Source organism: Streptomyces sp. NPDC058000, from assembly GCF_042886435.1.
Classification (GTDB): domain Bacteria; phylum Actinomycetota; class Actinomycetes; order Streptomycetales; family Streptomycetaceae; genus Streptomyces.
Map to the genome: position 1 here is coordinate 45,075 of NZ_JBHVQS010000020.1, position 13,220 is coordinate 58,294.

Here is a 13,220-nt window from a genome sequence, read left to right on the forward strand (position 1 = left end):
GCGCATGATGCCCCATCGGCATCGGTATCGCAGACGGTTCGTAACCTGCATCGTCGTAGCCGCCGCACTCGGACTGGCCGGAACCCAGTCCTTCGCGGCAACAGGAACCACAGCAGGAAACAGCAAGCCCAAGCCCTGGAACGTGCGCCATCAAGCCGAGATAGGCCATCGGCACGCGAAACTCGTGCACTCAGGGCAGTTCAACGGCCTGCTCGGGCCCGGTCTCACCGCAGGGGGCGGGGCAGACGAGGGCGACGAGGCCGAGAACTCGGCCGAGGCCACCGCCCAGTTCACCGAGGCCCGTACGGCGCCTGGTGTGATCGCGCCCGGTGCATACGGAGCCGCCTGGCAGCAGTTGCAGTCCATGCGCCACACGCCCGGTGGGTGGAGCCACGTCACCAAGCGGCCTTACAACGCGGACGACCCGCGATACCGCGACATCAACTCCAATTCGAGTGGCGGTGCGGGAAAGATCACCGGGCGGATCACGGGTATCGCCGCCGACGACCAGGGCTACGTCTACGCCGGCGGCGCCAACGGCGGTGTGTTCCGGTCCCGTACCGGCGGCGGACACTGGCAGCCGATCGCCGACAAGCTGCCCTCGCTCTCCACGGGCACGCTCGCACTGGACGGTTCCAAGCGACTCTGGTACGCCACCGGTGAGTCCAACACCGGCGCCACCGCCTTCGTCGGCACAGGCGTCTACGTACTGAGCGACCCGCACCGCGGCACGTTCCGGCCCGGCGACCGGGTCGGCGGTGCGGAGCTGGAAAGCACCGTCATCCACGCGCTGCGCTTCACGGGCGACCGCGTATGGGCCGCCACCAGCCGCGGTGTGTGGTCCCACTCCATCACCAAACTCTCCGGGCCGTGGAAGCTGGAGTTCGCCCCGAACCCGGACTATCTACCAGGCGGTTCCAAGGCCGACGACCCGAGCGCGCCGTACAAGAACATCGCCAACGACATCGCGGTGGACCCGAAGGACCCCAGCCGGGTCCTGCTCGCGGTGGGCTGGCGCGGCGGCGACGAGTACAACGGCCTGTACGCCGAGCAGGACGGCCGCTGGCAACGGGCCGGCGCACTGGGCGACCTGCCCACCAGCAGCGACGACGTCGGCAATGTGACCTTCGCCGCCGCGGCCGACGGCTCCCGCCTCTACGCCATCGACCAGTCCCCGAAGCAGCTGAGCAGCAACCCGGACAGCGGGCTGAAGGGCGTCTACGTCTCCAAGAACGGCTCGCCGTTCGGACCGTGGACGCAGATCGCGGACTACAGCAAGCTCAAGGCGTCCGGTTCCGCGCTCCAGAGTGCGGGCTACCAGCCGGGCATCCAGTCCTGGTACAACCAGTTCCTCCAGGTCGACCCCGCCAACGCCGACCACGTCTACCTGGGTCTGGAGGAGGTCTTCGAGACCAAGAACGGGGGCACCAGCTGGGTCACCCCCGGCCCGTACTGGAACTTCCCCTTCCCCTGCTGGAACATCGACCCGGCCAAGCAGACCGGCGACTGCTTCCCGACCACCCACTCCGACCAACACGCCGTGGCCATCGGCTCGTACCACGGCAAGCCCTGGATGTACGCCGGCAACGACGGCGGCATCTACCGCCGCCCACTGGCCGGAGCGGTTGACTCCGCTGGCCATGCCAAGGACTGGCAGTCGCTCAACGACGGCACCATCGACACCCTCCAGTACTACTCCGTGGGCGTGGGCAGGGACCGCCAGTACGGCGGGGTCTCGGTGAGCGGCGGTCTGCAGGACAACGGACAGTCGATCCTGCGCGGCCGGGACACAGTCATGGGATCGAACTTCGGCGGCGACGGCGCCGACACCATCGTTGATCCCGCCGATGGCTGCAACATCGCCCAGGAATACGTCTACCTCGACATGTGGGTCACCCAGAACTGCGGCGTGAACAACGGCGCTTGGACCACCGATCCCACCAAGGCCACCGAGTACGAGGTCGCACCGCCCGACAAGGACCAGGGCGGCAAGGGCGCCCGCTTCATCGCCCCCATCGCCGCGGACGCCAAGAACGCCGCCACCTGGATCGCCGGTGGCCGCCATGTGTGGGTGCAGACCAAGGGCTTCGGCATCCGCAGCGGCAAGGAGTGGACCAGCGCCTTCGACCTCGGAGAAGGGCACGTGGCCACCGCCGTCGCCTCCTCCGGCGGCACCGTCTACGCCGGATGGTGCGGCCCCTGCGACAGTCAGGGCTTCACCCGCGGCATCGCCGTCGGCAAGGCTGGGGGCACCTCCCGGACGGAGTCTGGGGGAGGCACCGGCTGGCACCAGCTCGACCTTCCCGTCGACGGCACCGTCCCCAACCGCTACATCTCCGCCTTCGAGATCGACCCGAACCACCCTGACCACGTCTTCGTCGCCGTCAACGGCTTCTCCCGCAAGTGGACCGAGGGCCCCGGCGCCGGCACCGGCCACGTCTTCGAGTCCACCAACGGCGGAGTCGACTGGAAGGACATCTCGGCGAACCTCCCCGACGTCCCCGCCGACACGGTGAAGCTGCTGCCGAACGGGGGCCTGGCCCTGGGCACCGACCTCGCGGTCTTCTACCGCGCCCCCGGCGTCCACCAGTGGCAGGTCCTCGGCGACGGCCTGCCCACCACGGCCGCGCTCCAGCTCCGCCCCGGCCCGGACGGCAACCTTTACGCCGCCACACACGGCCGCGGCATCTGGTCCTTCAACCCACGCAGCCTCAAGGCCCGCAAGGACTGAAGCGTCGGCCCGGACCACCAGTGGCGGCCGGTGTGCCTCTCCTCCGAGGAGGCACACCGGCCGCCTTACGTTTGGTCCGGCTTCTGCATCACTGCACCTGATAGGCCGCGACGTCCAGCCGCAAGGTGAAGGCATCACCCCAGCTCACGGTGGCAACACCCGTCCGCGCACCCCGAATGGTGATCCGCGCGGTCCCGTCCGACTCGGTGACGGCCGACGTGATGGTGGCCACCATCGGACTGCTGCTGCGCGGCTTCGACCACGGCCGATCCGGAGAAGGCAGAAGCACTACGGTCACGGCCCCGCCGGCCCGTAGGCGCACCCGCCGAACGGCGGAGTCCTGCGGCCGATGCGTCACAGTCAGAGACGGTACGGAAGAGCTGCTCGGACCAGCGGACGGCTGCCCGGTGCCGGCTGAGACAGCCGGTGTTCCTGACGGTCTCATCGAGGAGTCCGATGGCGCTGACGCGCCGTGTGGGCCAGCGCCACCCGCACAGGCCGTCAACACGCCAGGCAGGACGACCCGCCACAACCACAGCCGGGGCGGTACGCGATGGTGCCGGCGGCGCATTCTGCTCAGAATTCCAACTCCTCTCCTCGTACAACACACGGGAGGCAGGGGCACAAACCAGACCAGCTGCCTCAAGCCACTTCGCTCTGCCGACGTGACGTTTCACCCGCTCATCCGGTTCGGACCGCAGTTCTGCCCGCGCCGCAGCAGTCATGTCGCGGCAGGGCGCGGGCCGCTTCGGCCTCGCTCAGGAGAGCGCTTCGGTCTTGGCTGCGCGCACGAAAACATCGCGCCGTTCGTGTTCCGTTTTTCGGTCTACGGCGGAGGGCGAGTGGAGGGACCCTGTCCTCTTCTGAGAGTGGCGCTAAAAGGCGGAACCGCCGGGCGGTGGCGCTGCGGCCGCTTGGCACTCTGGGTCCTTCGACTGCACTAAAAGCCGCGGGCGGCCGCTTCGCGCGCGGCATGTCACCCCGGCCTACTCGCCAACGGTGTTGTCGAGCAGCTCACGCACGATGTCGAGGTGCCCGACATGGCGCGCGTACTCCTGCAGCAGGTGGAACAAGATCCAGATGAGGGTCGGGCGATGTTCGTCTGCGGGGATACGGCCCCCTAGCGTGGCGGCGCGGTCCTCCGGACGTGCCCCTGCCACGATCTCGCGGGAACGCGCGCACTGCTGCTCGAAGAACGCCGTGACGTCCGCCAGCGTCTCGTTTGCTTCGAGGTGCCAGGGCTCGCCACGAGATTCCTGATCACCCCATGGCGTTTCGACGTGTTCGCCGGCGAATCCCCACTGAAGCCACCTCAGCTCCACGTAGGCCAGATGTTTCAGGAGAGCCAGAGGCATCCAGCCCGAAGGGAGTGGGCTGTGCCGCAGTTCTTCCTCGGACAGGCCCGCCAACTTGCGAAGCACAGCGTCTCGATAGAAGTCGAGATACTCCGTCAGAAGCTGCATTGGACTGTTGAGAGTCACCGCTGGTTCCGGTGGGGATTCAGTTCTGTGCATCATGCCTCGAGAGGGTAGCCATCACTGCTGACAAATCGCGATGCTGGACAATCATCGAATTCGCAAAACCTGCCGATTTCCACGACCGGTCGCGCTGCGGGGTGAGGGAGGCGGAAGAAGCCTGGTGGCGGCCCCGATCGGATCGTCGCGATGAGCTCTGCAAAGTCCGTCAGCGCGAGCGCTCTTCGTCGTCGTTCAGCGAAGCGTCCCCACGTACCGGGCAGGACCAGCCCGGGGCCGGCGAGGTAGTCGCGCTCGCGGAGGACCAGGTGTGCGGCAAGATCGCGGGTCGTCCACGCTGCGAGGAGAGTCGGTGCCTGGGAACCGAGTTCGCCGAACAGGTCACTGAGCTGTGCTCGCTCGACGGCGTCGAAGAGCGATCGGCCATGCCGCCGGAGTGTAGCGAGGCCGGCGCAGTGCTTGGAAGCTCCCTGAGGAGAGCCGCACCCGACACGATCACCCACGATGGGGAACAGGCCGTCGCGGCTCTGTGGACAGTACAGGAACGCGTCAGCGCCTCCGGCTGCTCCCTGGCCCCCTCGGCAGTGAGCGCGTCGCCGGCAACGAACCCGTCAGCGTGACCACCACCGCCACCCCTTGCGGCGACTACCCGGAACTGTCCGGCGAGAAGATGTTCTCCACCAACGCCGGATCGCCGACCACCTCCTCGTCATCGCCCGCGACAGGAACAGGCCGCTGGCACAGCTGGCCGTCGTGATTCCGCGCACCACCCTGGTGTCAGCGTCCTCAAGCGCTGGAACATCATCGGACTGCGCTCCGCAGCCACCTACCAGGTCGCCTTCGACCGCTGCCAGGAACCAGCCAACAACGTCCCGGACGGACCAGGGCTCGAACTGCTCGAGATCGGCCTCAACCCGAGCCGCATCCTCATCGCTGCGACCGCATCGGAGAACGGAGCTCCCGGCTTCGCCTCACGGCGCCCGGTCCAGCCACCGCGCCGGGTTGTCGACGAGGATCCGGTGGCTGTGCTCGGCGCCGAGTTCGCGCTGGAGTCGGGGGACGAAGCGCGTGGGGAGATAGGTCAGGCCCGGAATGCCACCATAGGCGCGGTAGCGGGTGCGGCGGGTGACATCGCCGCCGAGGAGGATGCGTTCCGCTCCGCCGGAGCCGGCCACCCGGGCTAGGCATTCCAGCAGTGCGGAGTCGGGCCATTCGCGGTGTCGGGCCATGTCGTCGTATCCCAAATAGCATCCTGCGTCGGCGAGTTCGGCGTGCAGGACGGGGTCCGGATTGCGGTCGATGTGGGCCAGGGCGATCCGGTCGGCGCGGACTCCGGCACCGGTCAGCGCATCAAGTACCTCGAAAGCGGCGCTGCCGTGCTCAAGGTGGACCATCACCGATGCGCCCGTGCTGCGGTGGGCGGTGGCGACGGCGGCGAGTACGCGTTGTTCGAAGGCGGAGATGGACCAGTATCCGATGCCGGCCTTGAGGAGCCCGGCACGGATGCCCGAGCCAGGCGCGGCGTTGCTGCCGTCCGGTGCGGCGAAGGTGTCGTCCGCGCCGGCCGTGAGGTCGGTGACGAAGCGGTCTGCCATGCGCTGTTCGGTTGCGTCGAGCAGCACATGGCCTTCGGGGTAGTGCGCTTCGCGGTGGGCGCCGGTGGTGAGCACGATGTGCAGACCGGTGCGGGCGGCGATCCGGGCCACTGCGGACGGGTTGCGCCCCAGGCCGATCGGGGTGGCCTCGACCATGGCGTCGATACCGGCCTTCCGCAGGGAAGCCGCCTCCTGGCCGCTGAGGTTCTCGTCGTCCAGCTCGTCCACGGGGAGCAGCGGCGTGACCTGGAAGAGGTGCTCGTGGTGGTCAGTGCGTCCCAGCTCCCGCGCCTGGATGTCGCCCAGGACGGTACGGATGCTCATCCTCCACCGTACGAAGCAGAAGCAGCCGGCAGGGACTCCCCACGGCCACTGCACGAATCTTCGACCTGTGATGGCAGTGATACGGGGCACCGCCAGGAGCATGCCGCCCTGTCGAGAACGGCCAGTTGCCGGTAGCCCCGCAGGAAGTAGCCGAGCGCTGGCGTAGGACACCGAAATTTCCGGGCCGGGTCCACGACAACGCCACTAGTGTGATCAGGTGACAGAATTCAGCATCCTTGATGACAGCATGGAATGGCAGAAGGACTTCGAGCGGCGGCTACGCACCTCGTACACGGTGGCCGGGCTCGGTGAGGCCACCGTGGAGCGCATGCTTGAGGATGCACGCGCCGGCATCGGCGACTGGACCGTCGCCGAGATCACAGACGCCGGGACCCGGGTGGGATACGTCGCCGTGATCGTGACCGACAACAACGGCGCACTCGCGGGCCGCATCGGCGACCTCCGCATCGACGCGCTCCACGCAGGCCAGGGACACGAACAGGCCACCCGGGACTGGGCCGAGGCATGGTGCGCGCAGCGCGGCGCACGCCGACTGGACATACGGCTCACCGAGCCCGCCGGTGAACTGTTCAACGGGTACGGCGTCCGGGGCCAGCTCAGGGCACGGCACGTGAGTTCCCCGCCGGAACCCCTCGACGGCGTTACCGCACGGCCGATGACACCCGCCGAATATCCCGACTGGCTCACCTCCGAGAAGGCCGCCTACGTCGGCGACATCGTCCGGGCGGGAGCCCTGAGCCCCGAGGAGGCCGTACGCAAGTCCGACCAGGACTTCGCGAAGCTGATTCCCGAGGGCCTGGCGACGCCCGGCAACACGTTCCTGGTCCTCGAAGCGGCAGGCGAGCAGATCGGCACCGGCTGGCTGAAGCACGGTCACCTCCCGGAGGTCACCTACGGCTACTCGCTTTACGTCCAGGACCAGCACCGCGGCAAGGGGTACGGGCGGGCCGCGATGGCGGCCGGCGAACAGGCAACGCTCGCAGCCGGCGACTCCACGCTGATGTTCACCGTGTGGGGCGGCAACGAGGTGGCGATGAACCTGTACACGAGCGCTGGCTACCAAGTCATAGAGGAAAGCCGGTCCATCGACCTTCCCCGCTCCGCGGCCTGACACGACTCACCACAGCACGACGGAACCACAACCGTGCGACTGGCTTGCCATGCAGACCTCACAGCTTCTTAGCGGCGGTTGTAGGACCTCCAGGCCAGGAGACTGCTGCCCGCCGGGGCGGCAGCGATCAGGGCCACGCCCAGGGTGTCGTGACCGGTCATGCCGACCACCAGACCGCCGAGGATGCAGGCCGGCCACAGCAGACGCCGGGCCCAGAGCCAGGCGCGCTGGCCGCGGGCAGGCGGCGCCGCCGAAGTCCGGGGCGGCTGCTGGGACTGCGGGGCGACCGGATTGTCATGGGCGTTGACGGACATCGAGAACCTTCGTTTCACGTGCGATGGCACATCGGAAGGATAGGTGCTCCGACCTTGGATCGGCGAGGGGTTAGCCCCGCAAGTGCGCTGGTCCGTGTGGTCAGCCCAGCGCTGCACCTTGTCCGGGCGCGCGTCCTTCTTCGCCAAGGCGTGTGTGACGGCGTCGCCCTTGGTGCCGTGCGGGCCGCGCATGGGCAGGCCGGCGCGCTTGGCCAGCGAGGCACACAGTCGCCACACAGCCGGTTCGTCGAGCTGGCCGCCGCTGGCCGTGCAGAACAGCCACCCCGTCTCCCGGCCGTCGAGGTACTCCTGCAGCGCGTCCCAGGTCACCGGCGGGATCGGCTTCTTGTTCCGGCCGCCGCCCTTCGTCTTCTCCAGGTGCAGCACACGGTGCGCCTTGTCGTATCCGAGGTCCTCGACCCGGGCGTGGAGTAGTAGGGAGTCGATGCGCAGGCAGCAGGTATAGAGGAGCAGCAGCGCGTACGCGCGCTTGCGGTACGCCGTGACCTGGTGGTGGTCCCGGGCGGTGACCACCAGGGTGGTCCACTCCGCGGCGGTGTCTACCGGAGCGTTTGGGCCGTCGTCGCGGGTGGGTGGGTGAGGCCTCCGGTCGCCCCGGCGCCTCCCGTAGGCTCCTGGCATGCCTTACGGGGTGGACGCGCGGGAACTGTACGAGGCTCTGGCGTGGTATGAGGGGGTGGAGCCGTACGAGACGATCGTCGTGCCGTGGCTCGATCGGGCCCAGCGCGGCTACCGCGCCTGGCTGGCCACGGCGGCCGAAGACGGCTCATGGCGGGCCGAGAAGGGAAGGGAGCCCGACGGGCAGGAACTCGTGTGGGAGCTCTACGCCCTGCACCGGGTCAGCGACCAGCTGCTGCTCACCTTCCAGCCTCCCTCCGACGATCCCAGCTCCCAGGACCCGCAGCCCTTGCTCTCGGAACGCGAGTACGCCGACGTGTTCACCTCGCTCGGCATGACGCCGTTCGAAGGTGGCGACGCATTCGACCCGTTCCTCCACGAGATCGTCGAGGTCGAACAGGCCGAGGACCCGCACGCGCCGATCGAGATCACCGGGGTCCTCTGGCCCGGCCTGATGCTGGGCCAGCTGCTGTTCAACCGGGCCGGCGTGCGGATCCGCGCCGGCGTCGAGCACGCGCAGCGCGGCGTCGCGGACCGTTCGCCGCTGTACTGGACCTTCCGGCGTCGCCACCGGCCGACGGTCGATCTGTCCCAGGGCTGGGGCAGCAATTCCCAGTGGCGCACCGACTTCCGCCTCGACTACCGGACTCCGGCCGGCGATCGGCTCAACGTGGCGGGGAACCGCCCGATCGACGGCAGCACCGACTTGCACCCCGACCACCCGGAGAATCTCAGCCCGAGGAGAGGCTCCTGACGCCCGGCGGCCGGCGCGAGCTGTTGCGCCACCGCTGTCTCCTGCGCACGCCCGAGGCCGCCGACGCACTGGCCGGATCGCTCGGCTGGGAGAGGGACCTGATGCCCTTCGACTGGCGGTTCCAGGACTGGAGGTCGTCGCCACGTGAGTGAGGTGTTCCGCCCGCGAGCATTCGCCGGTGCCGGGGCGACGATCCGCGCGTAGGTGTCTGCCGGGCGGGCCGTGGCGGCCAGCGTGTACTGCTCAGCGGCGGCTCGGTGGTCTCCTATGGTCTCGTGGACCTTGGCGGTGCGGGAGTACACCGACGCGGCCGGTGGGCCCCAGGCCAGCGCCCAGAACGGCACCTTGTCTCCGGGCGCACCGGTCAGGAGGGTGCGGGCGTGTTCGGCCTCGGCGAGGGCCGCGCGGTGCTTGCCGCTCTTGGCCAGGGTGTGGGCGTGCACGACGCGGAACAGGGCTTCGGTCTGGGCATCCACCCGTCCCTTGGCCCGGTTCAGGCCCGCGTCGCCGTCATCACCGCCGCCTTCACCCTGCTGGTCGCCGCCCTCACCTGATACCAAAGCCGCCCCGACATGCACCGATTCGCCCCGTTTCATCGACGGCTTTCGCCCCGTCGAGGTGAGCCCGACAGGGCTTCGGACTACTGACCCCGCGAGCCGACGCCGCGCCGGTGGCGCACAATCCCCACTCCCCAGGCGGCAGCCGGCCGCCGAAATCCCGACATCCGGGAATGCAGCTGCCGCTCAGATCCCACAACTGCGATCCCGACAAACTGCGCCCCTCGATCAGCCGCGTCCGCGCGGCCTGATCAGGCCCCACACGACTCAGCAAGCTCCACGAACCTCACCAAGCCGACGAAGACTCGCAAGGAGAAGAACAATGTCTCAGCGTCTGCCGGGCTCTCGAACGGTTGCGAGCTCACCTTGCTCGCGACGAATCGCATGGCCACGCCCCGGGCTCAGACGGAGACCGTCGCACCCGGGGCGTCTATGGGGGAAGTCCGGTGTCGTAGGACAACACCCTCGGGAAATCCTCTCCCTCGCGCAGAACAACGGCGCGGGTCCGCATGCTCGTTCACAGATCTGGATGCTTCGTCGCCACGTGGTAGTACCCCGAGTGGAACACCAGAGGGGTGCCGCCGTCGGCCTCGTACTGTTCGACCTCGCCGAGGAAGACGATGTGGTCGCCGGCGTCGAGGCGTTGGACGGTGCGGCATTGGAAGCGGGCGACCGTGCCGTCCAGGAGGGGGGTGCCGGCGATGCCGGGAGTGGTGGGGGTACCGCGGAATTTGTCGTCGGCCGGGGTGGCGAACTGGCGGGAGAGGTGGTGCTGGTCGGCGGCCAGTATGTGGACGGCGAAGTGTGAGGCGTCGGTGAAGTCCGGGAGGCTCGGGCTGTTTTTGCCGGGGCACCACAGGACAAGGGGCGGGTTCAACGAGACGGAAGTGAAGGAGTTCGCGGTCATGCCGACGTTGCGGCCGTCGGGGGCGCGGGCCGTCACCACGGTCACGCCGGTGGCGTACTGGCCCAGCGCGCGGCGCAGTTCGCGGCCGTCGAAGCGGGCGGCGTGCTGGGCACGCTTCTCGGCGAGGAAGCGGTGTGCCTCGGCCTCCTCGAACCACCAGCGGTAGAGGGTGCGCGGGTCGTCGAATCCGGCGGCGAGGGCGCCGGCGACCGAGGGGATGTCGGCCGCCGCTGTCAAGAGGTCGCGGTGGTGGGGACTCAGCTCGGTCAGGAGGGAGTTGGTCCAGCCGACGGCCCATTGAGCCCAGCCGCGCCAGAAGTTGTCGAAGGTGCGCTGCATCCACTGCGGGGTGAATTCGGCGGTGCCGTGGCGGAGGATGCTGTCGAGGTAGTGGGTCGCGGCCTGGGCCGCGTTGTTCGAACCCTGGCCGGTGATCGGATCGTTGAGGACGACGGCGTCGGCCATGCCGAGGACGTGCCGGCCGGAGGCCAGGCGGGCGACGGGGTGCCGGACGGTCGGAGTGAGCCTGCCGCGCAACACGCCGCCGTTGTCGGTGAGTTGGGCGTGCCGGTAGCGCTCGTATTCGTCGGGGAAGAACCGGTGGAGGATTTCCAGTGAGCGGGCGAGGTGGCCTTCGGGCGTGCGGATGTCGTCCCAGCAGTCCATCGGGCCGCCGGGGACGCCTTCGAAGACCATGATGTCGCAGGGTCCGGTGGTGGTGAGGGCCGGGAAGGAGAAGCATTCGCCGACGCCGGGGACCAGGCGGTAGTGGACGGCGCCCTCCCCCTCCCGCGGTGCCGTTCCCGTGACGTACGTCAGGGCCAGCGCACGGCGCGGCCGGTCGTACGGGGAGAGTTCGGAGTTGCGCGGGAAGAGGTGGCTCAGCTCGCCCTTGCCTGTGGAGACCACGACGAGATCGTGCGTACGGGCATACCATTCGAGATCGTCGACGCCCGCCTCGTGCAGCACGATCTCGCCGCGACCACCGTCCGCGAACTGCTCGATCCAGGCGGCACACTTGACCCGCTGGTCGACGGAGTGGGCGGGGCCCTCCAGTGGCGCGCGCCAGGAGACGTTCGGAGTACCGTGCGGACCGACGAGAGAGAACGCGATGCCGGAGATGTCCGGGGCCTGGTCCTCCCAGTGGTGCAGGTCGAGTTCGCGCTCGCTCTGCAGCGCGGTGTCGAACATGCACTGGCTGGACATGACCGGGCCGCGACGTATCTCGTCGGGGCCGCGGTCGGTGACCAAGGTGACGTCATAGCCGTGCGCCTGGAGTCCCAGGGCGAGTTGGGCACCCGCCTGCCCGGCTCCGACCACCGCGATCCTTCTCATGCCCTGCTGTCCCGCTCTCGTTGCCCTCTATTACTGACGTGACGTCAGTTTGCCTTGCCGCTCACCTGACGGCCAATCAGGCACCTAGCTCGGTCAGGTAGTTCTTCGCGGCGACCGGGTCCATGAACCAGTGGAGCAAGTCGCGCGGGTCGTCGAAGGCGTTGACGAAGCGGGCGGCGATACGGGAGTTGGCGCTCGCCGCACCGAAGATCTCCAGGACGTGCTGCGGCGGGGCGCCCAGCATCGCGTTGGTCCAGGCCGTGGCGGACTGCGCGTTGTCCCAGAAGCGGCCGAAGGCCAGCTCCATGAACGCGGCGTCGTACCGGCGCTCGCCGTGGTCCAGGATGGTGGCGAGGTAGGAGGCCGCGCACTTCGAGGCGTTGTTGGACCCCTGGCCGGTGATCGGGTCGTTGAGGACGACGACGTCGGCGAGGCCGAGCACCTGCGCGCCGGAGGGCAGTGTGGCGACGGGCTTGCGGACGGTCGGCGCGAAGCGGCCCGCGAGGGTGCCGTTCCAGTCGGTGAGCGTGACATCGGTGCAGCGCTCGGCCTCCCACGGAACGTACGTCCGCAGCAGCTCCTGGAACTTCGCCAGTTGCTGGTCGGGGGCGAGCCCGTCGAAGCAGTCGAGCGGGCCGCCCGGGATGCCCTCGAAGAACATGATGTCGCAGGGGCCGCTGGTGGTGAGGCTGGGCATGGTGAAGTACTCACCCACGCCGGGGATGACGTTGAAGCTGACGCCGGGGCGGTCGGGCAGCGCTGCCATGCCGGTGACGTACGCCAGGGCCAGCGCGCGCTGCGGAGCGTCGTACGGGGAACGCATGGCGTCCCGCTCGAACAGCCCGGCGATCTCGCCCTTGCCGGCCGCGACGATCACCAGGTCGGACTCGGCGGCGTACCGCTCCAGGTCCTCGATGCCGGCCTCGCAGAGGTCCAGACGGCCGCCGCGGCGCGCGAACTCGCCCATCCAGAGTGGCATTTTGACGCGCTGGTCGATGGAGCGGGCGGCGGCCTCAAGGCGGGCGTCGAAGGAGAGCGCCCGGCCGCCCTGGCCGTCGGCGATGCTCACGCCGAGACCGGCAATCGACGGGCAGGCGTCGCCCCAGAAGTCGAGGCCGAGGTTGCGCTCGTGGGCCAGCGCGGTGCCGAACATGGCCTGGCTGGACATCACCCGGCCCTCGCGGATCTGGTCTCCGGTGCGGTTGGACACGATGGTGACGTCATAACCGTGGTCGACCAGGCCGATGCCGAGCTGGAGACCGGCCTGCCCGGCTCCGACGATGGTGATCTTGCGCATGAGGGGGAACTCCGGGGGTTGGGGTGTGCGGTTTTGTGAGCGGTGCGGTGCAGTGCGGTGCCGTGCAGTGCAGTGCAGTGCGCTGTGCAGCGTTTCGGCACATGGCGGCGTCAACGAGTGGGGGGCGGTTGTATGGAATGCGGCTGCCCGCCAGAGGGGG

11 protein-coding genes and 1 pseudogene are annotated in these 13,220 nt (G+C 68.9%); 5 read left to right on the top strand and 7 right to left on the bottom strand.

Annotated features, from left to right (window positions below; translation table 11 throughout):
- The first annotated feature begins 4 nt into the window (after positions 1 to 4).
- The gene (locus ACFVT2_RS20685; protein WP_390019772.1) at positions 5 to 2,731 is read left to right on the top strand and encodes a glycosyl hydrolase; all 2,727 of its coding nucleotides are present in this window, start codon (positions 5 to 7) and stop codon (positions 2,729 to 2,731) included.
- An 88-nt stretch (positions 2,732 to 2,819) separates the two neighbouring features.
- On the opposite strand, the gene ACFVT2_RS20690 is transcribed toward ACFVT2_RS20685, so the two are convergent.
- Both ACFVT2_RS20690 and ACFVT2_RS20695 read right to left on the bottom strand, forming a co-directional pair.
- Positions 2,820 to 2,966 carry a hypothetical protein gene (locus tag ACFVT2_RS20690; protein WP_390019774.1) on the bottom strand — a complete coding sequence of 49 codons (147 nt, stop codon included), beginning with the start codon at positions 2,964 to 2,966 and terminating at the stop codon, positions 2,820 to 2,822.
- A 751-nt stretch (positions 2,967 to 3,717) separates the two neighbouring features.
- On the bottom strand, positions 3,718 to 4,248 hold the full coding sequence (locus tag ACFVT2_RS20695; RefSeq protein ID WP_390019777.1) for a DinB family protein: 531 nt from the start codon (positions 4,246 to 4,248) through the stop codon (positions 3,718 to 3,720).
- A gap of 574 nt (positions 4,249 to 4,822) precedes the next feature.
- Here ACFVT2_RS20695 and ACFVT2_RS20700 point away from each other — a divergent pair.
- Positions 4,823 to 4,963, top strand: coding sequence for a hypothetical protein (locus tag ACFVT2_RS20700; RefSeq protein WP_390019780.1), 141 nt, complete (start codon positions 4,823 to 4,825; stop codon positions 4,961 to 4,963).
- Between the two features lie 214 nt (positions 4,964 to 5,177).
- Here ACFVT2_RS20700 and ACFVT2_RS20705 read toward each other — a convergent pair whose 3' ends face one another.
- On the bottom strand, positions 5,178 to 6,125 hold the full coding sequence (locus tag ACFVT2_RS20705) for a phosphotriesterase (RefSeq protein WP_390019782.1): 948 nt from the start codon (positions 6,123 to 6,125) through the stop codon (positions 5,178 to 5,180).
- A gap of 217 nt (positions 6,126 to 6,342) precedes the next feature.
- Here ACFVT2_RS20705 and ACFVT2_RS20710 point away from each other — a divergent pair, with 217 nt between their 5' ends.
- Positions 6,343 to 7,257, top strand: coding sequence for a GNAT family N-acetyltransferase (locus tag ACFVT2_RS20710; protein WP_390019785.1), 915 nt, complete (start codon positions 6,343 to 6,345; stop codon positions 7,255 to 7,257).
- A 68-nt stretch (positions 7,258 to 7,325) separates the two neighbouring features.
- Here the strand turns inward: ACFVT2_RS20710 and ACFVT2_RS20715 are convergent, their stop codons facing one another.
- Complete coding sequence (locus ACFVT2_RS20715; protein ID WP_390019787.1) at positions 7,326 to 8,105, bottom strand: tyrosine-type recombinase/integrase; 780 nt, start codon at positions 8,103 to 8,105, stop codon at positions 7,326 to 7,328.
- A 106-nt stretch (positions 8,106 to 8,211) separates the two neighbouring features.
- Here ACFVT2_RS20715 and ACFVT2_RS20720 point away from each other — a divergent pair, with 106 nt between their 5' ends.
- Both ACFVT2_RS20720 and ACFVT2_RS20725 read left to right on the top strand, forming a co-directional pair.
- Positions 8,212 to 8,964, top strand: coding sequence for a hypothetical protein (locus tag ACFVT2_RS20720; RefSeq protein ID WP_390019789.1), 753 nt, complete (start codon positions 8,212 to 8,214; stop codon positions 8,962 to 8,964).
- A gap of 380 nt (positions 8,965 to 9,344) precedes the next feature.
- Positions 9,345 to 9,518 carry a hypothetical protein gene (locus tag ACFVT2_RS20725; RefSeq protein WP_390019792.1) on the top strand — a complete coding sequence of 58 codons (174 nt, stop codon included), beginning with the start codon at positions 9,345 to 9,347 and terminating at the stop codon, positions 9,516 to 9,518.
- Between the two features lie 520 nt (positions 9,519 to 10,038).
- On the opposite strand, the gene ACFVT2_RS20730 is transcribed toward ACFVT2_RS20725, so the two are convergent.
- The 3 genes and pseudogenes from ACFVT2_RS20730 to ACFVT2_RS20740 all read right to left on the bottom strand — a co-directional run bounded on the left by ACFVT2_RS20730 (position 10,039) and on the right by ACFVT2_RS20740 (position 13,060).
- The gene (locus ACFVT2_RS20730; RefSeq protein WP_390019964.1) at positions 10,039 to 10,506 is read right to left on the bottom strand and encodes a flavin reductase family protein; all 468 of its coding nucleotides are present in this window, start codon (positions 10,504 to 10,506) and stop codon (positions 10,039 to 10,041) included.
- Positions 10,507 to 10,548: 42 nt separating this feature from the next.
- A pseudogene (locus ACFVT2_RS20735) lies at positions 10,549 to 11,763 on the bottom strand (styrene monooxygenase/indole monooxygenase family protein); the annotation flags it as partial.
- A gap of 76 nt (positions 11,764 to 11,839) precedes the next feature.
- Positions 11,840 to 13,060, bottom strand: a complete 1,221-nt coding sequence (locus tag ACFVT2_RS20740) for a styrene monooxygenase/indole monooxygenase family protein (protein ID WP_390019794.1) — start codon at positions 13,058 to 13,060, stop codon at positions 11,840 to 11,842.
- Positions 13,061 to 13,220 lie beyond the last annotated feature (160 nt).